Source organism: Candidatus Blochmannia sayi (nom. nud.), assembly GCF_059935855.1.
In genome coordinates this window covers 107,625-130,473 of sequence record NZ_CP011796.1, presented here as the reverse complement: position 1 = coordinate 130,473, position 22,849 = coordinate 107,625, and the positions used below count along the sequence as shown (strand labels likewise).

Annotated in this window: 17 protein-coding genes, 2 tRNA genes and 1 pseudogene; 2 read left to right on the top strand and 18 right to left on the bottom strand. The window is 30.6% G+C overall.

Annotated features, from left to right (window positions below; genetic code table 11):
• Positions 1 to 203: 203 nt before the first annotated feature.
• The 16 genes and pseudogenes from rpsO to rplU form a co-directional block, all read right to left on the bottom strand.
• Positions 204 to 473: a 30S ribosomal protein S15 gene (rpsO, locus tag Bsayi582_RS00555; RefSeq protein WP_500815873.1), complete on the bottom strand. Its 270-nt coding sequence runs from the start codon at positions 471 to 473 to the stop codon at positions 204 to 206.
• Between the two features lie 339 nt (positions 474 to 812).
• Positions 813 to 1,589, bottom strand: a complete 777-nt coding sequence (gene truB / locus Bsayi582_RS00550; protein ID WP_500815872.1) for a tRNA pseudouridine(55) synthase TruB — start codon at positions 1,587 to 1,589, stop codon at positions 813 to 815.
• 40 nt (positions 1,590 to 1,629) lie between these two features.
• Positions 1,630 to 1,998 (bottom strand): 30S ribosome-binding factor RbfA, encoded by a 369-nt coding sequence (rbfA, locus tag Bsayi582_RS00545; RefSeq protein WP_500815871.1) that lies wholly within the window; start codon positions 1,996 to 1,998, stop codon positions 1,630 to 1,632.
• Between the two features lie 103 nt (positions 1,999 to 2,101).
• Positions 2,102 to 4,552 (bottom strand): annotated as a pseudogene (gene infB, locus Bsayi582_RS00540) (translation initiation factor IF-2); the annotation flags it as partial.
• 214 nt (positions 4,553 to 4,766) lie between these two features.
• Positions 4,767 to 6,272 (bottom strand): transcription termination factor NusA, encoded by a 1,506-nt coding sequence (gene nusA, locus Bsayi582_RS00535; protein WP_500815870.1) that lies wholly within the window; start codon positions 6,270 to 6,272, stop codon positions 4,767 to 4,769.
• A gap of 449 nt (positions 6,273 to 6,721) precedes the next feature.
• Positions 6,722 to 6,795 (bottom strand) — tRNA-Met (locus Bsayi582_RS00530).
• A gap of 85 nt (positions 6,796 to 6,880) precedes the next feature.
• A tRNA-Leu gene (locus Bsayi582_RS00525) sits at positions 6,881 to 6,967 on the bottom strand.
• Positions 6,968 to 7,135: 168 nt separating this feature from the next.
• Entirely contained in the window at positions 7,136 to 7,441 is a 306-nt protein-coding gene (secG, locus tag Bsayi582_RS00520; RefSeq protein WP_500815869.1) for a preprotein translocase subunit SecG, read from the bottom strand.
• A 166-nt stretch (positions 7,442 to 7,607) separates the two neighbouring features.
• Complete coding sequence (gene glmM, locus Bsayi582_RS00515) at positions 7,608 to 8,966, bottom strand: phosphoglucosamine mutase (RefSeq protein ID WP_500815868.1); 1,359 nt, start codon at positions 8,964 to 8,966, stop codon at positions 7,608 to 7,610.
• Positions 8,967 to 8,973: 7 nt separating this feature from the next.
• Positions 8,974 to 9,825, bottom strand: coding sequence for a dihydropteroate synthase (gene folP, locus Bsayi582_RS00510; RefSeq protein WP_500815867.1), 852 nt, complete (start codon positions 9,823 to 9,825; stop codon positions 8,974 to 8,976).
• Positions 9,826 to 9,990: 165 nt separating this feature from the next.
• On the bottom strand, positions 9,991 to 11,928 hold the full coding sequence (gene ftsH, locus Bsayi582_RS00505) for an ATP-dependent zinc metalloprotease FtsH (protein ID WP_500815866.1): 1,938 nt from the start codon (positions 11,926 to 11,928) through the stop codon (positions 9,991 to 9,993).
• Between the two features lie 60 nt (positions 11,929 to 11,988).
• Complete coding sequence (gene rlmE / locus Bsayi582_RS00500; protein WP_500815865.1) at positions 11,989 to 12,624, bottom strand: 23S rRNA (uridine(2552)-2'-O)-methyltransferase RlmE; 636 nt, start codon at positions 12,622 to 12,624, stop codon at positions 11,989 to 11,991.
• 403 nt (positions 12,625 to 13,027) lie between these two features.
• Entirely contained in the window at positions 13,028 to 13,504 is a 477-nt protein-coding gene (gene greA, locus Bsayi582_RS00495) for a transcription elongation factor GreA (protein ID WP_500816075.1), read from the bottom strand.
• Positions 13,505 to 13,829: 325 nt separating this feature from the next.
• Positions 13,830 to 14,852, bottom strand: a complete 1,023-nt coding sequence (gene cgtA / locus Bsayi582_RS00490; protein ID WP_500815864.1) for an Obg family GTPase CgtA — start codon at positions 14,850 to 14,852, stop codon at positions 13,830 to 13,832.
• Between the two features lie 571 nt (positions 14,853 to 15,423).
• Positions 15,424 to 15,684, bottom strand: coding sequence for a 50S ribosomal protein L27 (gene rpmA / locus Bsayi582_RS00485; protein ID WP_500815863.1), 261 nt, complete (start codon positions 15,682 to 15,684; stop codon positions 15,424 to 15,426).
• A gap of 12 nt (positions 15,685 to 15,696) precedes the next feature.
• The gene (gene rplU, locus Bsayi582_RS00480; protein WP_500815862.1) at positions 15,697 to 16,029 is read right to left on the bottom strand and encodes a 50S ribosomal protein L21; all 333 of its coding nucleotides are present in this window, start codon (positions 16,027 to 16,029) and stop codon (positions 15,697 to 15,699) included.
• Positions 16,030 to 16,238: 209 nt separating this feature from the next.
• On the opposite strand from rplU, the gene ispB reads away from it, so the two are divergent.
• On the top strand, positions 16,239 to 17,210 hold the full coding sequence (gene ispB / locus Bsayi582_RS00475) for an octaprenyl diphosphate synthase (protein WP_500815861.1): 972 nt from the start codon (positions 16,239 to 16,241) through the stop codon (positions 17,208 to 17,210).
• A gap of 235 nt (positions 17,211 to 17,445) precedes the next feature.
• Entirely contained in the window at positions 17,446 to 17,979 is a 534-nt protein-coding gene (gene ppa, locus Bsayi582_RS00470; protein WP_500815860.1) for an inorganic diphosphatase, read from the top strand.
• A 65-nt stretch (positions 17,980 to 18,044) separates the two neighbouring features.
• On the opposite strand, the gene tamB is transcribed toward ppa, so the two are convergent.
• Together tamB and Bsayi582_RS00460 are read right to left on the bottom strand one after the other, a co-directional pair.
• Positions 18,045 to 21,875: an autotransporter assembly complex protein TamB gene (tamB, locus tag Bsayi582_RS00465; protein WP_500815859.1), complete on the bottom strand. Its 3,831-nt coding sequence runs from the start codon at positions 21,873 to 21,875 to the stop codon at positions 18,045 to 18,047.
• On the bottom strand, positions 21,872 to 22,843 hold the full coding sequence (locus tag Bsayi582_RS00460; protein ID WP_500815858.1) for an autotransporter assembly complex protein TamA: 972 nt from the start codon (positions 22,841 to 22,843) through the stop codon (positions 21,872 to 21,874). Before Bsayi582_RS00460 ends, tamB begins: the two co-directional genes overlap by 4 nt.
• Positions 22,844 to 22,849 lie beyond the last annotated feature (6 nt).

The window sequence follows — 22,849 nt, the reverse complement described above, 5'->3', positions numbered from 1 at the left end:
CATTTACATGACCATATGTAACTAATCTATAAAAAATCTACATTTGTATCAGAAAATTATTTACATGTAATACACCACAAAATATTTTATAATTCTATATATAAGATCAAAAAATCATTATTTAAAAATTTATAATTATCATCTTCCAAATAAAAAAGACTATACGAAATATTCTACCAACCTACGATTTTTTAGATTTTAATTTAATGACGTAACCCTAAATTTTCTATTAAATTAGTATATCGCAATACATTGCTTATTTTCAAATATCTCAACAATCTTCGTCTATGAGCAACCATTTTCAACAATCCACGACGACTATGGTAATCTTTTTTGTGTTTCAAAAAATGATATTTTAAATAATCAATACGCGCAGTCAACAAAGCAACTTGAACTTCAGTAGAACCAGTATCTTTTATATCACGACCAAATTTAGAAATTATTTCTATTTTTTTTGCAGCACTCCAAGACATATAAACACCTTTTTTTAAAAACCTATATTTAAAAATAATATTTAAAAACTAAACCAAAAAATCAAAAAAAAACTAACCCCGATATTCTTTCAAACTCTATCTAATTTGAAATAAATAAATTAGAGATAGCTCCTAAAATATACTTTTATTACACGGCAACACTATTAATTAATAATCATCAATACCTTATAGTCCTATTCAGTAAAACTTAACAATACATAATACTAAACATATACATAACATATATGTACTCATTACAATTTCATTCACCATATAAAACAACGTAAAACCTAACCTTATTATAATTACTCATAATATTATATAGTCTTAACTGTTCTGTTATACAGTAATTACATTCGTGTATTCACATTTAATTGCATCCATTGGCAGTAATAGTTTATCTAATTTAAGAAATACCTCAAAATCATCAAAAAAATCATTATAAAAAATAGTTTCTAAAATAGTAATACTTATCATAGATGTATAAATATATTGCCCCACTGACAAACGACGTAATGCTACAACATGAGCCCCACAACCTAAACGCTCTCCAAGGTCATTTATCACACTACGAATATACGTTCCTTTGGAACAATGAATGCTTAATTTAATAAAATTTTCTGTCCTGTCAAGGACATTTAAGCTATATATGTTAATTTTTCTAGACTGCCTGGGAACATTTATCCCTCTTCTAGCATATTTATATAAAGGTAACCCACGGTATTTCAATGATGAAAACATGGGAGGAATCTGATTTTGTATTCCTCTAAAATATTGCAAGCACTCTTCCAATGTACTGTTACTTAATTGTACAGAAGACGTACTTTTAACAACTCCATAGGCATCGAAAGTATCAGTACTTTCTCCTAATTTAGCAATTACTTCGTATCTCTTATCAGAATTTAACAAATATTTAGAAAGTTTAGTTGCTTTTCCGAAACATATAGGCAACATTCCCGTTGCTAAAGGATCTAACGTCCCAGCATGTCCCACCTTATTTGCACAAAACAATTTTTTTATTTTATTCGACAAAAAACCAGAAGACATACCTTTTGGTTTGTCTAACAATAAAACACCATTAATATCTCTACCTGAAATATCTATATACCGTTTCACTCATATCTCTTATACAAAAAAAATTTCTAATTTAATTTTCCTATCGTAACTTTCTCTCTTTTGATAAAGCAATCAAATTACATATTTTTATGCCTTGCATAAATGAATAATCATATTTAAATAATAAAATAGGAACTACGCGTAAACACATAGTGTTGGCCAATAAAAACCGAATAAATCGCGAAGCACGTTGCAATATCAACATAGCAGTATCTACTTCTTCTTTTTTATCTTTATCAATAAAAGTAACGAAAATATTAGCATTTTTTAAATCATTAGAAACTTTTACTCCAGAAATTGTGGGCTTGCCTATACGTACATCATCTATCTTATTCTGTAAAATAATAGAAATTTTTCTATGCACTTCTTGAGAAACACGTTGCGCACGATAACTACATTGAGCATACATTTCCATTACCTTTCTTTCTTATGCAAAAACAAACATCCATCTATTAATATACAAATGCATTTTAATGGAATAATCTAATAATTAATTGTTATTTATACTAAAATTATACATAAGGTACTTTTATGATATCAAATACCTCAATTATGTCTCCAGAGTGAATATCACTATAATTTTTTATACCAATACCACATTCTATACCGTTTCTTACTTCGTTAACATCACTTTTAAAACGACGTAAAGATTCTAATTCACTTTCATAAATAACTACATTATTCCGTATAACTCTGATTTTTTTATGACGCTTTACTATCCCTTCAGTAACTATACAACCAGCAATATTTCCGTATTTTGGAGAACGAAATACATTTCTTACTTCTGCTAAACCAACAATTTCATGTTTATATTGCGGCGCTAACATACCGTGCATAGCTTGTTTAACTTCATTTATCAAATCATAAATCACCGAATAATAACGCACATCTAATCGATCTGTTTCAATAAGACGTTGAGCAGAAGAATCTGCTCTAACATTAAATCCTAAAATCATTGCATTAGAAGCTGTTGCTAACGCAGCATCAGTTTCGGTAATACCACCAATTGACGAATACAAAATTTTTATCGTTATGTTATCAGTTGACAAATTTTCTAAAGATTCACGAATGGCTTCAGAAGAACCTTGTGTATCAGCTTTAATAATTAAATTTAATTCAGGAACCGAATCAATATTTTTAATATTAGCAAAAATATTTTCTATATTAGACTCTTTTTGACGCGCTAATTTTACTTCACGAAATTTTCCTTGCCTATATAACGCTACTTCCCGTGCTTTTTTTTCATCACGAACCACAATTGCTATTTCTCCAGAATCAGGCGCTTCTGACAAACCCAATAATTCCACCGGAATTGACGGACCAGCTGAAGTAATATCACGACCTAACTCATTACGCATAGCACGCACACGTCCATATGCTGTACCGCACAAAACAATATCACCACACTTTAGTGTACCTTCCCGAACTAAAATAGAAACTACAGGACCTCGTCTTTTATCTACAAATGATTCAATAACTATAGCACTTGCCATACCATGACGTGCTACTTTTAATTCTAACATTTCTGATTGTAATAGAATAGCATCAAGCAAATTATCTATTCCTTCTCCTGAAGTAGCAGAAACATTTACAAATTGTGTATCGCCACCCCACTCTTCTGGAACAAAACCATGATTATTAAGATCACTCTTTATTCTTTCAGGATCAGCATCTGATTTGTCAATTTTATTTATTGCTACCACTACAGGAACATTAGCAACCTTCACATGTTGTATTGCTTCAATAGTTTGAGGCATAACCCCATCATCAGCAGCTACCACTAATACTACAATATCCGTTACTTGTGCTCCACGAGCACGCATTGCTGTAAACGCCGAATGACCAGGAGTATCTAGAAAAGTAATCACACCGTTATCAGTTCTTACGTGATATGCTCCTATACTTTGAGTAATGCCACCTACTTCAGAAGAAGCTATTTTAGTTGAACGAATCCGATCAAGCAAAGAAGTTTTACCATGATCTACATGACCCATAATAGTAACTATTGGGGCTCTATTTTCAACAGAGATACAATTCGTATCAGCATTACGATCATTCATAATAAATTCTTCTAATTCGTTTGTACGGCGCAAAAGAACCCTATGACCCATTTCCTCTACAACTAATTGAGCCGTTTCTTGATCAATAATTTGATTAATAGTCGCCACTATACCCAATTGCATCATTACCTTAATAACACTTGAACTTTTTATTGACATCTTATTAGCTAGTTCAGATACACTTATAGTTTCACCAATAACAATATCACGAACAATTGTTTTAATCGGTTTGTTAAAACTCTGTAATAATGCACTCTGTTTACGTTTATTTTTACTTATACGATTCTGAATATAAAACTCTTCCTCTCTACCGGATTCATCGGGCATGATTTCGTACAAACGATGACTATTATTTCTTTTACGCTGCTTAATTGATTTTCCACCACTCCGATATCGGGTACGTGCGCGGGAACGATTTAATCGTTCATTATTCAATTTTTTATGATCAACATCATCATGATGATCCTCTAATTTAGCATGTGTTGTATCTTTATTTAGAGCGACATCCCAACAATAATCTTCAGACTGTTTTTTAATCGGGCTCACTGCATCTGATACTTGTACTTGCGACAATCCTCCTCTAACTTCTTTATGATGTATTTGCTCTGGTGCTTTTACTATACATTTTACTACACCAAAATCCTTATTATCTTTTTTAGAAATTTGCGTCGATGATAGCGAATTGTCAATATTATCTATTTTTTTATTTGCTGACTTGTCTTCTATAATTAAATCAGATACCACCTTGTTTTTTAGATCAACAAGCTCTGCTGCATTTTGTAAAGTACATTGTACATAAGTAAGCTTTTTTCTTATTTCTACATGTACTCGCTTACTTTTACCTCCAGCGCTAGATATGTGTAAAGTGCTGTGTTTTTTACGTTGCAATGTTAATTTATTAGACACGCTATTCCCATTATCATTCATATGCTTAAATAAAATTTACCTTTGTATTTAAATCGTAATACCAATTTTAACTCTAAACACTCCAATATACTAAAATCATTGTCATTGTTGTATTCACCTATCTACTGATATTTTCATTCTCACCAAAATTACAACATGGTCCTATCTATTATAGATATCCCTTGATTATTATTACTTACTGATAACATTATTATTTACTGTCATTTTTAAACCAACAAATATTACGAGCTTCCATAATCAATTCTCCAGTTTGCTCTTGGGTTAATCCCTCAATATCAGAAAGATCTGAAATGTCCTTTTCAGCTAACTCTTCTAATGTATAAATACCACGTTCAACTAATTTCAATGCTATTTTATATTCAATATTAGATAACCTTAGCAATCCCTCAAGAGGATTAATAACAGCATGATGATTATTATTAGTATCTTTATTATTAACCATAGAAAAATTTCTTAAAGCAATTTTCGATTTATCCCTAAGTAACTCTACTGTTTGTCTATCAAATTCTTTTATCGACAACAACTCTGTTATAGGTACGTAAGCTAATTCTTCAAGAGAAGAAAAACCCGCATCAATCAAAATTTTTGCAGACTTTTCACTAATATTTAAAGTATTAACAAAAATATTGATAATGGCACGCATTTCAATTTGACGTTTTTTTTCTAATTCATCTACTGTCATAATATTTAATTCCCAACCACTTAACTGAGACACCAAACGAATATTTTGTCCATTTCGACCAATAGCCTGAGCTAAATTAGATTCTTCTACCGAAATATCCATTGTATGTTTATCTTCATCTATAACAATAGACGCTACATCAGCAGGAGACATAGCATTAATGACAAATTGCACAGGATTATCATCCCATAATACAACATCAACACGTTCTCCTCCTAACTCACTAGAAACAGCTTGAACACGTGCTCCTCGCATACCTACACATGCCCCTACCGGATCAATTCGTTTATCATTTGTTTTAACAGCTATTTTTGATCGTGAACCAGGATCTCGAGCAGCGGCTTTAATCGTAATTAACTCTTCTCCAATTTCAGGTACTTCAATTCGAAATAACTCAATCAACATTTCAGTACGAGCACGGCTTATAAATAATTGAGGACCTTTAAAATCTGGCCGCACCAAATAAAGAATCCCACGAATTCTATCCCCCAATCTAAAATTTTCACGCGGTAACATTTCTTCTCTACTAATCATTCCTTCCGCGTTATTTCCTAAATCTATATTAATACTATCTCTATTAATCTTTTTTACTATACCGGTAATGATATTACCTTGTCGACTTAAAAATTGTTCTATAATAATCGCTCGCTCAGCTTCGCGCACCTTTTGAACAATAACTTGTTTTGCAGTCTGAGTAGTAATACGATCAAAACTAATAGATTCAATAACATCTTCAATATAATCATAAACTTGAGCTTTTGGATTTTCAAACCGAGCAGCATCTAAGGTAATTTCTCTAGTAGGTTGGTTGACTTTCTCCACCACGATCCATCTTCTAAATGTTTTTATACGCCCTGATTTACGATCAATCACAACACGCACTTCAATATCTTGTTCATATTTCTTTCTTGTGGCAGCAGCTAAAGCCGCTTCTAAAGCCTCAAAAATTTTTTCTTGTGGCACAGCCTTTTCATTAGAAACTGCCTCTATAATAGCCAGAATCTCTTTATTCATCTAGTTGTCCAAATCTACCTACATCTCATTTATATTAGTAGCCGTTACACAATAACAAAACACGTAATGCATGTAGATAACAATGCATTAGCATTACTATTCTCATTTAAAACTCAAAATCACCACAATTAATAATCTCAATAAAGCCACTATCATATTAATATTAAATATTGCCATTAAATCCATATCAAAACTATTCTATGTTGTATAGATTCGACATAAATCTTGAAAATTTTTATATAAACAACTAACAACGTATCTATCTAACAAATAAATAATCAAACTTTATGATAAACCTAGCAACATTCCTTCAAAAGAAATCATAACAATAACCGACAAACACAAAAAAAATAACTATTTCAGTAACAAACGTTAATATATTTTATTATCATTATTATTATTTGTATCACTATATTCAATAACACAAATTTAAAAATTCTTTAATTCGGTTGCGGGGGTCGGATTTGAACCAACGACCTTCGGGTTATGAGCCCGACGAGCTACCATACTGCTCCACCCCGCTTTTGTATTACTAATAAAAAACTAACAAGAAAAGGGAATTGTACATCATATACAGCTAAAAAAGCAACCATTTATACCATAAACAATACCGAGGACGGGATTCGAACCCGTAATCTCAAATACAGAGAACTACCACCTCAAAGTAGCGTGTCTACCTATTCCACCACCTCGGTCACATATACATCACAAGTAACACTACACCATCGTATAACATAATTGTTGTGCGCTCCATTGGAAATTTCAGTCTTAACCACATTACTACTTATTAACTTTATATATTTCTGTATAATTCTTACATACACATACATTTTATTCAATATATTATTTTAATACCGCTACAATTAAAAATTTAAATGATTTAATTTATCTTGCAATCGACTATCTTGTATACCATTTCGAGTATACTGTTGTTGATTGTGCTTGCTATTCATGTTACCTAACAATAAACTAAACAAAAAAAATAATATAGCTAAAATTACTATCAAACGAGTTATACCATCATCAAAATTTCCTGGATTCAACATATCACTTAAAGAACGATTACTAAATATACCTCCTGACTCATTACCTTTATTCTGTTGCAGCATTATTAATATAATTAAAACAACTGCTATTATTAAAAATATCACTAAAAAAGTTTTATACATAATATTTGTAGTCCTTGTTACATAAACATATGTGATTACAACCACACGATATCTCTATCGTACATACTATATATAATACAGTTTTTACTCTATAACAAAACAATACCAACCACCCTACACTATAATCACAATTCAAATAACAACCTTTAAAAATTAATTACTACTACTACTGTATTGACTTTATTTCTGATCTTATCACAGAAGCCATTCTATTTGCTAAACATAATATTTTACCATAATGCTTTCCTTCAACCATAATACGAATATATGGTTCAGTACCAGACTGACGTAATAATATACGTCCTTGATCAGATAATTCTTGTTGTACCACCTTAATTTCTTGTCTAATTAAATCAGACTCTAAAGGACGCTGAATATTAGAACAATATATATTAATGAGTATTTGAGGAAATAAATAAATATTATTACATAATTCATATAAACTTACACAATTATTCACCATTGCAGACAATACTTGAAGAGCGACAATGATACCATCTCCCGTAGTAGTCTTATCCAAAAGTATTACATGCCCTGAGTTTTCACCACCGATATACCAACCCTTTTTTTTTAACATTGCAAGTACACAACGATCACCCACTTTTGTACGTACAAAAGGAATATTTAACTGTTTTAATGCTAAGACGAGCCCCATATTACTCATAACAGTTCCTACTACACCCCCAATTAACTGTTTTGTATATAATTTTTCTCGCGCAATAATATACAATATTTGATCGCCATCAACTTTATTTCCAAAATGATCAACCATCACTACTCTATCGCCATCTCCATCGTAAGCGATACCTAAATCAGCTTTTTTTGCTAATACTTGAGCACGTAATTGTCTAATATCTGTAGCACCACATTCTTTATTAATATTTACACCATTTGGACGACACGCGATTGTTGAAACATTAGCTCCTAACTCACGAAATACACTTGGAGCAATGTGATAAGTAGCTCCATTAGCACAATCTACAATTATTTTCAATTTTCTTAAACTAAGGTGAGCTGGAAAAGTTCCCTTACAAAACTCTATGTAACGACCAGCTGCATCAACAATACGATTAGCTTTGCCCAATTCTTTTGGAGAAACACATGTTAAACATTTATCCAATTCTATTTCTATAGAACGTTCTACTTCATTAACTAATTTAGTACCTTCAACGGAAAAAAATTTAATACCATTATCATAAAATGGATTATGTGAAGCAGAAATAACAATACCAGCCTCGGCTCTAAAAGTACGAGTTAAATATGCAATAGCTGGAGTAGGCATAGGACCAGTTAACGCTGCAGACAAACCAGCGGCAGCTAAACCTGATTCTAATGCTGATTCTAACATATATCCAGAAATGCGAGTATCTTTACCAATAATAACCTGATTAAATTTTCCGCTCCCATAACCACTTAACACCTTTCCTGCAGCCCAACCAAGTTTTAAAACAAAATCTGGAGTGATTGGAACATATCCAACCCTACCTCTAATACCATCAGTACCAAAATATTTGTGGCGCGTCATCACTATACTATTTTTTTTCCTTACTTTGTTGTTGTGACAACAAAGTCTTCTGCACTACTTGCAAAGCCTCTGCTGTTTCCTTCACATCATGAACGCGAATAATTTGCACGCCTTGCATAGCTGCAATGACCGCACAAGTAACGCTACCTATTAATCTCTGTTTAGGGGCATATCTACTATTATCACTAAGCATCGATTTACGTGACATGCCTACTAATAACGGTAAACCAAAATGATTAAAATATTTTAAATTAGCTAATAATTGATAATTGTGCGACAAATTTTTTCCGAAACCAAAACCAGGATCAAGTAATAATCTATTTCTGCTAATACCAAATGATTCAACACGAGCAATTTGATTGACAAAATAATCATTTACTTCACTTATAACATTAGAATATACAGGAGAATTTTGCATTGTTTGAGGCTCTCCCTGCATATGCATTAAACACACTGCTAATTTGCAAGATGCCGCAGCTTGAATGGCTCCCTTAGCAGTAAGGGAGCGAACATCATTAATTAAATGAGCACCCATTGCAACACTTTCATTTATTATTAAAGCAGAGGATGTATTTACTGAAACAAAAATATCAAAACGCTGTATTATCGCACGAACTACAGGAAGTATGCGATCTGCTTCCTCTTCATCATTGATAATGTCAGCTCCAGGTCGCGTCGATTCTCCTCCAATATCAATAAAACTAGCACCATGCGCTATCATATTAGACGCATGATCAACCGCTTTAGAACAAGTGTAATACTTACCTCCATCAAAAAAAGAATCAGGAGTAACATTTAAAATTCCCATAATTTGAGTTTTAGAAAAATCTAAAATACGATTATTTATAATCAATTTCATAAACTAAAAACCATCTCTAAATACTACTTAAAAAAATAATCTATCTTCTTTAATTCATATAAAATATGAAAACAATATCTCACCTATTATTATTATTATTATAACAAATAATGTTTTATTTTTTTAATACATAAATAAATATATATATAGTATATTCATACATTATCATGACGCAGCATCAGGGTTATCTCTATACGATTCACTGTCTGATGATTTAGTTTCTTTTTCAGAGGAAACACAAGAATCTATATCATTATTAGTAGTAGTATCAGATATATTGTTTTTCCATCCAGACGGAGGCTGGACTGATTTTCGAGCCATTAAATCATTTATCTGAGATGCATTAATCGTTTCATATTTTATCAACGCATCTTTCATAGAATGAAGAATATCCACGTTTTCTGTTAAAAGCTTATGAGCACGAATATAATTTTTCTCAATAAGAAATTTAATTTCCTGATCAATAATACGAGCAGTTTCATCAGACATATGCTTTGCTTTAGCTACTGAACGACCAAGAAAAATCTCCCCTTCTTCTTCTGCATACAATAACGGACCAAGTTTTTCAGAAAACCCCCATTGAGTTACCATATTCCTAGCAATAGAAGTGGCTACTTTAATATCATTAGATGCGCCAGTAGATACTTTATTAGGTCCATAAATTATTTCTTCAGCTAATCGACCACCGTATAATGTAGAAATTTGACTCTCCAGTTTTTGTCGACTCGTACTAATTGCATCGCCTTCTGGTAAAAAAAATGTTACACCTAAAGCACGTCCCCTAGGAATTATAGTTACTTTATGCACCGGGTCATGTTCTGGAACTAATCTTCCTATTATCGCATGACCAGCTTCATGATAAGCTGTAGATTCTTTCTGAGCTTCCGTCATAACTAAAGAACGACGCTCAGCACCCATTACAATTTTATCTTTGGCTTTTTCAAATTCTATCATCGATACTGTATGTTTATCACTACGTGCTGCAAACAAAGCAGCTTCATTCACAAGATTAGCCAAATCTGCCCCCGAAAACCCTGGAGTTCCTCGAGCTATCACTAATATATCTACATCTGATGATAACGGAACATAACGAATATGCACTTTTAATATTTGTTCTCGTCCTCTAATGTCTGGCAATCCTACAACTACCTGACGATCAAATCTACCTGGCCTCAATAAAGCTGGGTCAAGTACATCTGGGCGATTAGTTGCAGCTATAACTATAATACCTTCGTTTCCCTCAAACCCATCCATTTCTACTAACATCTGATTCAAAGTTTGTTCACGTTCATCATGACCTCCTCCTAATCCCGCTCCTCTTTGACGGCCAACAGCGTCGATCTCATCTATGAAAATAATACACGGTGCCGATTTTTTGGCTTGTTCAAACATATCTCTCACTCGAGACGCTCCAACTCCAACAAACATTTCTACAAAATCAGAACCTGAAATAGTAAAAAACGGAACTTTTGCCTCTCCAGCAATTGCTTTTGCTAAAAGCGTTTTTCCAGTACCAGGCGGTCCTACCATTAATACCCCTTTTGGTATCTTTCCACCTAACTTTTGAAATCTACTGGGTTCACGTAAATAATCTACTAATTCTTTTACCTCTTCTTTTGCTTCATCACATCCTGCTACATCTGCAAAAGTAGTTTTGATTTGATCTTCCGTTAACATACGTGCTTTACTTTTTCCAAAAGACATGGCCCCTTTACCACCCCCTTGCATTTGACGCATAAAAAAGATCCAAACACCAATTAATAGTAGCATCGGAAACCAAGAAATAAAAATAGATGTAATCAAACTAGGTTCTTCTGGAGGCTCTCCAACAACTTTCACTTTTTTAGTTAAAAGAATATCAAGTAACTTAGGATCATTTACCGGAATATAAGTAGTATAACGATTACTATCCTTTTTTATAACTATAATTTCACGACCATTAATACGAGCTTCTTTAATTTGATCTTGGTTTAATTCATACATAAAAGTAGAATAATCTACTTTACGACTACTTGAGTCGTTAGGCCCGAAACTCTGAAATAAAGACATTAATACTATTGCAATTACCAACCAGAGACCCAGGTTTTTTGCCATATCACTCAAAAGATTAACCTCGCGCTATAACAAAATTCGTAATAACTTTGACATGTCTACATCTACATATTAATTATACTTATGCTCTTTTGCTACAATATAAACTTCACGAGAACAAGTTCGAGAAGCATCTGGCTTGCGAATTTTCACTATGTTAAATAAAGAGCGTACATCACACAAGTATTTATCTAAATCCTTACCCTGAAACACTTTTACTAAAAAAGAACCTCCGCGTATTAAAACATTTCGACATATATCTAACGCTACGTTTCCAAGATATATAGTTTGACTTACATCAACTATTGATATACCAGTTATATTAGGAGACATATCAGACGAAACAACATTAACCTTTTGTTTTCTTGTCAACGTATACAATATTTCCAAAATATTAGAATCAGCACAATCTCCTTGCAAAAAATTTACTCCGCAAATTTTTTGCATGGGCAGTACGTCACACGCGACGATATACCCTGTATTACCTATTTTATTCTTTATATACAGTGCCCAGCCTCCAGGCGCCGATCCTAAATCAATTACTCTCATACCCGTATCAAACAATTTATCTGTGCGATTTATCGCGTCAAGTTTAAACCAAGATCGTGATCGCAATTTCTGTCTTCGCGCTTCTCTTGAATACCGATCTTTAAAATATTTTTGAACCCACCGTACAGAGGAACATGCAGCAGACTTTCTATTTTTCATATTAAATTATTTTATACAACTCTCAATTGTGCATTTTTAATCAATAAAACTCATATTCATGATAATAATTTATATTTACTTCAACTTTATTTTATTAAAAATAAAAAAACAAAAAAATTTTACATAAATAACACAACCAATATTTCACTATATATATTCAGTTTATACCTTGATTTAAAAATCATACTCAGACAAAAAAACATATCTACAATAGATACAACAATCACCCCAAACATACAAAAATAAAAATATAACCACTAACAATAATACTAAATTATATACTCATAAATCAGATTTAACATGTAAGACGATTTACATAACAAAACCAAACTTAAAAAAAATCTAAATCACTATTATGACTAATTTTTTTTTCTCAAAAAATTGCACTAAAATATATTTATTATCAATAATATTTAATCCGAACTATTTTGTATGTTATCTTGCCTTTTGGAGTATCAATACTGACAATATCTCCTTCTTTATGACCAATCAAACCCCTAGCAATAGGAGAATTAATAGAGATCATGTTTTCCTTAAGATTTGCTTCATCATCTCCTACAATTCTATACGTTTTGCTATATTTTGTATCCAAATTTTCAATCTCGACTGTAGCACCAAAAATCACTCCATTTCTGGTAGTTACTTTCGTAATATCAATAACATACGCATTAGAAAGCTTAAATTCTATTTCTTGAATTCGACCTTCACAAAAACCTTGTTGCTCGCGAGCAGCATGATACTCAGCATTTTCCTTTAAATCACCATGCTCGCGAGCTTCAGAAATATTTCTTATAATTTCTGGGCGACGAATATTTTTTAAATAATCTAGTTCCTCTCTTAATTTTTCAGCGCCACGTATAGTCATGGGTATGTGCTTCATTTTTTTACCTTTATCATATTGCATATATTTCAAAAAAAATAAAACAACTATCTATACAGAATTTTATCATTTATCGAATATGATGTATTTTAATTTAAAAAAAATAAAGATCACTATATCTAATTTTAAAATTTTTTAATCAAATAAATCATTTATAATATATTTACATATTTTACAAATAACATTTTTCACGCATTACGCAGAAATATATTCACTATCACTAAATAAAACTCTAATAATACAAATAATACATTACATATGTTGTTTTAAATATAAAAATAATCAACATTTTCTACTTCTATTATCATATATATAAAAACTTATCTCACCTTTTGGCGCAATGAATAATGAATTTCATAATATCATTGCACAACAACGATATATTTATGTTGTGTGTAGAAGATATAGAATAATAATGACTTTTCCATTGTAAAGAATTAATAATATAATCAATCTTCTTTTTCACAACATAATCATCTAACAAATCTATTTTATTAAACACTAACCAACAAGGTTTAGAACTTAATTCCTTACTATAGTTATCTAATTCATATTTAATAACTATAATATTTGTCAGTGGATCGGAATTATCCAACGGAGCAATATCAACAAAATGCAATAAAATTCGACAATGTTCTAAATGCCTTAAAAAACGCATTCCTAATCCCGACCCATCAGAAGCACCCTTAATAATACCAGGAACATCTGCTATGACAAACTTATCATGCGCGTTAACCTGAACAACACCTAAATATGGTACTAACGTAGTAAACGGGTAATCTGCTACTTTTGGTTTAGCTGCTGACACTATACGAATAAAACTAGATTTTCCAGAATTAGGCAATCCAAATACCCCAACATCTGCTATCAAAAGTAATTCTAATAATAGATGTTGGGTTTCTCCTATTTTTCCGAACGTATTATAATGTGTTTTATGACATAAAAAAGATTTTAAATACTTATTCCCTAAACCATGACGTCCTCCCTTAGCTACCATTAACCATTTTTTATGTCTGCCCATATCTCCTAATAATCTATTTGTTTTCTGACAACTCACCCTGGTTCCCCATGGAACTTTCACAATGATATCCTTACCATTCTTACCAGTACAACCGCGCCCATAACCACTCTGTCCATGACCAGCTCTAAAAATACGATTAGAATAAAAATAATTTAAAGTATTTATATTAGAATCCGCTAACAACCAAACATTACCACCATCTCCTCCATTACTGCCATTAGGTTTTTTCAAAAGGATACCTTTTCTTCCTCTTCTTTGAAAAGAAACACATCCACGCCCACCGTCTCCTGCAATTACTGTAATGCTTATTATATCAACAAACGTCATAAAACACCTATCACAACTCATATCTTGAGACATAAAAATAATATCTGTTACTTAAACAAGTTATATATAAATTATTTATTTACATTACTTAATCATATTTTTATTACAAAAAATCAACATTTCTATCATTTTATTTTATTTTTATTAAAATAAAATAAAACATAATCTAAAAAATAATAAAAATTATCAGAATCTTACCCAAATACAATCTTATATATAATCTAATACATACACAAACTATCAAAATAATTACGCATATAACTTAATAAAATCTGAGTTTATTCAATTAATACTAAAATTATTTTATATATACAAAACACAACAATATACTCTATACTAAATCAATATTCATTCAAGTGCTTGATTTAAACTATTTCTTTTATTTTAAGTATCATACAAAAACATATAATACACGACAAAATAACAATATAAATCAGCTACTATAATCACAAAAAATCAATAAGGCAAATTTATCGTAATTAATTCTCATCACTTATATAAATTAGACAATTTCAATTTGTCGCTCTAAATATATAATATATCACATTACAATTAATACCTTGTTTATGTTCTATTCATTAGAAACTATACTAACAAATCTACGACGAGACGCTCCTTTTTTTTCGAATAAAACCTTTCCAGATCGCAACGCAAAAAGCGTGTAATCTCTTCCACAACCCACATAATTCCCCGAATGAAACGTATTACCACGTTGACGTACAATAATAGTTCCAGAAGATACAAATTCACCTCCAAAACATTTAATCCCTAAGCGCTTACCATGAGAATCTCGTCCATTACGTGTAGAACCTCCAGCTTTTTTATGTGCCATTTATTTTACTCCCTATTCTAATTGATTAAGATCACAACTATTAATATTGATTATTTTTATTCTCATAAAATGCTGACGATGTCCTTGACATTTACGAAAATGTTTACGACGACGAAATTTAATAATTTTTATTTTTCGATTCAGGTTTTGGGTAATAACCTTTGCTATAATCTTTCCATTTTTTATAAAAGGACTGCCTATTATAAGGCATTTATCGTCTTTAATCAGCAACACTTGACTAAATTCAACCTGATCCCCAACATCAATATCCATTCGTTCCATATTAATCACTTGGCCTTCAACAACACGATATTGCTTACTACCGGACTGAAAAACTGCGTACATAAATAATAATCCATCTCTTGTTTATAATCTGATATTATCTCCATACATCTTCTTATACATTAAAGAAGAACGTTTCTCAACATAATAATTATTAAATTATCACATATATTGTTTATAGTTGTAATTTAATTTAATACGAATTATTTTAGTATACATAAATAATACACATATTATACTACACTTAATATTTACTAATTATAATAATTTCAATGAATATTGATCAAATAATTGAGTTAACAAAACAAGATATGACAAATGTAAATTTAGAAATTCGTACACGATTAAAATCCGAAGTTACCTTAATAAATGAACTTATCCAATATATTATCAATAGCGGAGGCAAACGAATTAGACCAATGATCACTTTGTTAACTGCAAGAGCATTACACTACAAAAAAACACAACATGTTACCATTGCTGCGTTAATAGAATTTATCCATACCGCTACTTTATTGCATGATGATGTAGTAGACAAATCACAGATGAGACGCGGTAAACTCACTACTAACATAATCTTTGGAAACGCTGCAAGTGTGTTAGTAGGGGATTTTATATATACACGAGCCTTTCAAATGATGATAGAATTAAAATCTTTACGAATATTATCTCTAATGGCAGATGCCGTGAACATAATTGCACAAGGAGAAATATTACAATTAATGAATTGCAATAATCCGACTATAACTATAGATAATTATATGAAAACTATTTACAGCAAAACTGCCCGTTTATTTGAAGTAGCTTCCCAAGCACCTGCTATTCTCGCTAATGCTAATACCTATCAAGAAAAAGCATTACGTAATTACGGGCGATACGTAGGAATTGCTTTTCAATTAATCGACGATTTATTAGACTATAATGCATCAGAAAAAACGTTTGGAAAAAATGTTGGGAATGATCTAAATGAGGGAAAACCTACTCTTCCTTTGCTACACGCCATCCATCATAGCACTCCAAAACAAGCATCATTTATACGTCAAGCCATTAAAAAAGGTAATACCCATCATTTATTAGATCTGATTCTAGATACAATGCATCAACACGGATCATTAGAATACACTCGACAATGCGCTGAAATAAAAATTGACAAAGCCATCTCTTGTCTAAACGTCTTACCTCTTTCGCCTTACCGACAAGCACTAGCAAGTTTAGCTGCTCTTACAATCCAAAGAATTTATTAATTATTATTTTCATAAAATAACGAATATATTTATATATATCAAAAATAAAATACTTAAAACATAAAAAATTTTAGTTGTCATTATATGTCAAAATTGATATGCTTTGTTTCATTAAAATAAGTATATTTTATATTATTAAAGATAATATACGGCATGATATTAATTAATACGTTAAAATAAAACATATATTTTTATCATATTTTTATTTTATGATTATACACATAAGGTAATATAAATGCACTTGAACCAAGTTCCAGCAGGTAAAAATGTTCCAGAAGATATATATGTTATTATTGAAATTCCAGCTAATTCCGATCCAATTAAATATGAAATTGATAAAAAAACAGGAACAATATTTGTTGATCGATTTTTATTAACACCTATGTTCTATCCCTGTAATTACGGTTATATTAATTATACCTTATCATTGGATGGAGACCCAATAGACGTATTAGTACCAACTCCATATCCCTTAAAATCGGGTTGTGTAATACATTGTCGGCCAATAGGTATGCTTAACATGATAGATGAATCTGGAGAAGATAGCAAAATAATAGCAGTACCCCATCACAACATATCAAAACAATACTCATTAATAAAAGATATAAATGACTTGCCAAGTTTATTACGTAACCAAATAAGTTATTTTTTTAAAAATTATAAAAGTCTAGATTCTGAAAAATGGGTAAAAATAAAAAACTGGGAAAATATTCAAGCTGCTAAAACAGAAATTTTAAACGCTTTTAAACGTTTTACGGAAAATACATAATCTGTTAATTTGTATTTTTACAAAATATATATATATAGATATTTAAGTGATTGTTTTTATATAAATCAAAAATCGAATTTATACAATATATCGAACGCTTGACTGCTGCCAGATGTAACTTCCAAATAAAGTTGTGGACATAAACAATAACGCGCGGTTATTGTTGTTAATAAATCAAAAATGCTAACTCCATATTCAATTTGCAAACCAGGAGCAATATATCCACTCAATGCTATCAATGGTGTTTCACCAATATCTTGCGCATTTAACTCTAAGTTTCTCACACCAAATATTTTACCTATCTTGTTTATAAATTTTTCACTATTCTTGACACTTGCTCCGATTAATAAAGATGTAATTATATTAGTATCCGCATTAGTAAGTATTAAACTTTTATTACCTAATAAATAATACGTCATTTCTTGTGAAGAAAATGATGATGAATTAGAAAAAATCTCTACTCTCGGCTGATTAAACATACCAGTAATTCTCAAACCAACTATGATGTTATCTTTAATACGAGATGGACCACAAATTGCTTCAATATCAAGGTACGGTTGATTTAATGTGCCAGAAAATAACAATTGTCCTTTTTTTATTATTAAATTATGTCCATATATTTGAAAATAACCAGAAGGCATATCAATATTCCCTGTTAAAACCACATTACCCTTATTATATCCAATTTCCAAATTACCTCTTAATTTAGTATGCAAACCTAATCCATCTAAATTAACATCATTACCAAAATACACAGCAATATTACAAGAAATAGAAATAGGTAAATTTTTAGAATTGTTCAAAAAAGACTCAATATTCTCATCTAATAAAATCTCTTCAGAAGACACTCCTATTATATTCTTTGAAGATTCTTTAATTTCAATACGAGCCCAAGGAATTTCTATATTACCTTTCATATAAATGTTTTTCGAAGTAATCATACAAGTAATGTTAGGAGACATTCTAACTTTTATCTCTGGAGATATATAAAAATTTACTTGATTTCCTCGTATTTTAAAAGATGCGCGTACATTATGAATAGAATTAAAATTAATAATATCACCATTTAAATATAATCTACACCCATAATCTGTATCTACAGTTCCATCTAATACTGCATGATCTCCAAAAAATCCAATAAATAGTTGACCATGTTTCATGAAAAAAGGTATATTAGGTTTATTAAAATTAACATGCTGTAATTGAGCAGACCCATAAATTTTTAGATCATGTGCGTATTTATGGAAACGAATATTTAAATTTAATAATCCATCCATCGATTCTTTTGACAATACCAATAAATCCCAAAAAAATGCTAATGAAATACCCTTGACTTGTATATTTCCTACCATTTCAGATGTATCATGTGATATAGCGATTTTCAATAACCCATGACTTTGATCGTTATCTTTAATATCTATAGACCATACCATGTCTAAAACAGTCGGGTTGAACATAGCGGTTATTTTTAGATTATTTATTTTAATTAAAACAGGCTTCAACTTTTCAAAAGAAGACTGAATATTTAACTGTGTTCCTGAAAATGAGATTGTACCTTGAGGCAACGGCGTTCCTAGTATCCAAAAACAATTTGCACAATATAAACGAACATCACGTATATGTATAAATTCTGGCAATAACACCCTCATAGGCACTGTATTAAAATTTTTCAACACTGCCTCTGATTTAATTAATACATTTTTTTTTAAAAAATTAGGAATAGGAATTGTACAATTAAAAATATCCCAATAATGCGTATTAATAATAATTTTTCGCGTTAAATGTTGATAAGTAAAAACAATGTCCTGCATTAATTTCCATGTTCCTATCGGAGTAACAATGCTTGTTTTATCAATTTTACCGCGCCAAACTTTATGAAATAAATCTAAATCCCCAACAAATTTCACTTGTCCTGATAATATATCACCATGAGCTATTAAATTTAAATGATGTTGATTTATATTACCTTGTCCTTCTACAATTACTTGACGTAACGATAAATCTCCATGTTTTATATTATCTGCTTGTAAAAAAAAATTACTTTTCATAGAATCATTACAGTAAATATCACTATTCATTATTACCTTATCAAAACTAATATTTTTATCATGCCAATATAAAAAACACATATCAACATGAGATGATAATTTAGGACATCTAACAGGCCCGCGTAATTTAAACTCTCCAAATACACTACCACTTAAACCAGGTACTACAACACTACAATCTGATACTTTGAGTATAATGTTACAATCAAAATTTTGTTTTAATTCTCCTTGAATTTCTAATACATTAGATCCCCATTTTATTAAAAAAGTAGGTATTTTCCATGCACCCATTGAATTACTATATAATACACCCGTACACAAGATATGGTTACTCTTTATTTGTCCATTAATATCCAGATGAGATATTGTTATTTCCCAATAATTAGAGCTTAAATGCCCTTGAGTCACAATATTACCTGATAATTCTATTGGATGTTTCAACCATTCATGAAAAAAATTGACTTTGTTCAATACAAATACATTATGCCAACTAATCACATTACCCCAATTAATAATCCCTTGCATATCTAAGTATCTATCTAACATTGTTACCCTTAATTTAGAAACAACACAACTATTAAGATCTCCTTTAGCATTCATAACTATATGTGCTGATGAAAAATTAACACTACTCAATTGTGATCTTACTCGAATACGATAATTTTGTATCTCACCGCTAAAACGAACATTAATTTCTTCTATTAAATAATCATCCTTTCCCAAAAAACCAAGTGGTATCTTTCTACCAAATATAGATATACTTATAGGCATACCAAATTGTGTTAAATTAATTTTTAATGACAAATATACCGCAGAAATAACACCTATCAAGTCACAACGACAACATATTTCATTATACAATTCCCCCGTAATAACTAAGTGTATATTATCTATGTTCTTCTTTCTTAGATTATCAAAATCTCCATTCATATCATACTTACACGAAATATACGTAACTGTTATATTCATTGGGTAATATTCTTTGAATATTATGTTACCCATTATATCGACATATCCATATGGTAATCTAATATTCAATTTTACATTTGCAGATTGATTATATAAACGAGTCTGTAAATAAAAATTATTAATCGTATAATAATTATGATAACTATCAATTATATGGAAATTTTCTCCTTTCACATCTTTGAATGTGACATTTAAAGAAGCATCACAAACAGGCAATACTGTTGATAATTTGTTGGATAGTAAATTTAATATATACTTTATATTCCATTGATTACCGTATTTATACATATCTATAACATTAATTTTTATACGTGACATATTTATGTCAGGAATCTTTAAAATTGCTCCTTTAATATGCATAGGAAAAACCATTAATGAATTATTCTGAAATATTAAACTAACATTTATTTTTTTTAATTCAACTGAAATGGTTTTTGAAACAATATGGGTATTGTATAATACTACGTTTTTCAGTATTACAGGAAAGGAGGTGAAAAAAGGGATATTATCTATTTTTATATTTTCGTAGCTTTTGTTTTTTCTGTTTATAACATCGGTATTTTTTATTTTCATAACAACATCTTGCAAACAAAGACGATCGACGTGCAATTGCTTATGCCATATAGATTTTAGGTCTAATGAAATATTACACCTATCAATATCAATCATACCTATAGGTGTTCGATATACTAGATGTATTACTCTAAAATTACCCCAACTACCAGAAACTGCGTCAAATGTTAATCCAGGAATAATATATGTAACGCCTGTAAAAGTCATATATGCCCCCGTATTGGTACCCAACAAAAATATAACAAATCCACACATTATTAATACCCATAACAAGAAAATCAGACAGATTTTCTTTACAAAAATCATAAATCTGGCCCTACATTAATGTACATATACAAAAACTGATGATTTATTTTGCCTCGATATATCAACGGAGTCGCGACATCTAACTTTATAGTACCTATCGGCAACTGCCAACGAACTCCTATACCCATACTAGATTTAAAATTATTCCATTGAATATTGTGAGTAATCTCTCCTGTATCAATAAAAATCACTCCCCACCATTTATTAATTATATTGTATTGATATTCAAACGTACCAGTAATCAATTTAATAGCAGAACTTATAAAACATTCAGAATTATCATAAAAATATAAAGATTTATATTTATATCCACGAATACCACTATCTACATTAGAAAAAAATCGTAATATTGAAGCAACAGATAAGAAATCATCAGTTTCTATCCAACTTAAATTTCCACGGATTAAAAAACGATGGCTTTCAAACAATGTTCGAATCCAAATATTTTGAGCTTGTATAGCCAAAAAATTGATATTTGATTTCCAACGATTATTAGAAACATGTACTGAATAACGCTGACTATCTCCCCAATATGGTATTACTTCACCACGTTTCCGAATACGATACATACTTACCCCAGGATAAATTAACATTGTGTTTTTAGTGACATAATTTTGGGTGCAATGATTAAAACGCCAATGCATATGAATTGCACGTTGCCAATTATGGGAGTAATTCCAGTACCGAGCTACATTTATAGTAGTAACACTAGATTGAGTATTATGTGTATCTTCGCGTATTAATCCGCCTTGTAATAAATAATATTGTTCTAATGGACTATGAAGAAGTGGAATTTTATAACTTAAATCGATAATTTGCTCCAATGTAGATAAACTAAAATTATTTTCTAAACTATGACCGTATGTATTAATCCACGGTTTTTTCCAAATAATTTTAGCTCGAAGACCTGTATCAATAGTATAACCAGATCCAATTTCAAAACTATTTTTAGGACGAGGATAGAGCAAAACATC

Coding starts and splice junctions, on each gene's coding strand:
- rplU (WP_500815862.1), bottom strand. CDS start 16,029: ATGTACGCAGTTTTTCAGTCCGGTAGTAAGCAATATCGTGTTGTTGAA.
- nusA (WP_500815870.1), bottom strand. CDS start 6,272: ATGAATAAAGAGATTCTGGCTATTATAGAGGCAGTTTCTAATGAAAAG.
- glmM (WP_500815868.1), bottom strand. CDS start 8,966: ATGACGCGCCACAAATATTTTGGTACTGATGGTATTAGAGGTAGGGTT.
- tamB (WP_500815859.1), bottom strand. CDS start 21,875: ATGATTTTTGTAAAGAAAATCTGTCTGATTTTCTTGTTATGGGTATTA.
- rpmA (WP_500815863.1), bottom strand. CDS start 15,684: ATGGCACATAAAAAAGCTGGAGGTTCTACACGTAATGGACGAGATTCT.
- rpsO (WP_500815873.1), bottom strand. CDS start 473: ATGTCTTGGAGTGCTGCAAAAAAAATAGAAATAATTTCTAAATTTGGT.
- rlmE (WP_500815865.1), bottom strand. CDS start 12,624: ATGAAAAATAGAAAGTCTGCTGCATGTTCCTCTGTACGGTGGGTTCAA.
- rbfA (WP_500815871.1), bottom strand. CDS start 1,998: ATGTATGCTCAATGTAGTTATCGTGCGCAACGTGTTTCTCAAGAAGTG.
- cgtA (WP_500815864.1), bottom strand. CDS start 14,852: ATGACGTTTGTTGATATAATAAGCATTACAGTAATTGCAGGAGACGGT.
- ispB (WP_500815861.1), top strand. CDS start 16,239: ATGAATATTGATCAAATAATTGAGTTAACAAAACAAGATATGACAAAT.
- ppa (WP_500815860.1), top strand. CDS start 17,446: ATGCACTTGAACCAAGTTCCAGCAGGTAAAAATGTTCCAGAAGATATA.
- greA (WP_500816075.1), bottom strand. CDS start 13,504: ATGAAGCACATACCCATGACTATACGTGGCGCTGAAAAATTAAGAGAG.
- secG (WP_500815869.1), bottom strand. CDS start 7,441: ATGTATAAAACTTTTTTAGTGATATTTTTAATAATAGCAGTTGTTTTA.
- folP (WP_500815867.1), bottom strand. CDS start 9,825: ATGAAATTGATTATAAATAATCGTATTTTAGATTTTTCTAAAACTCAA.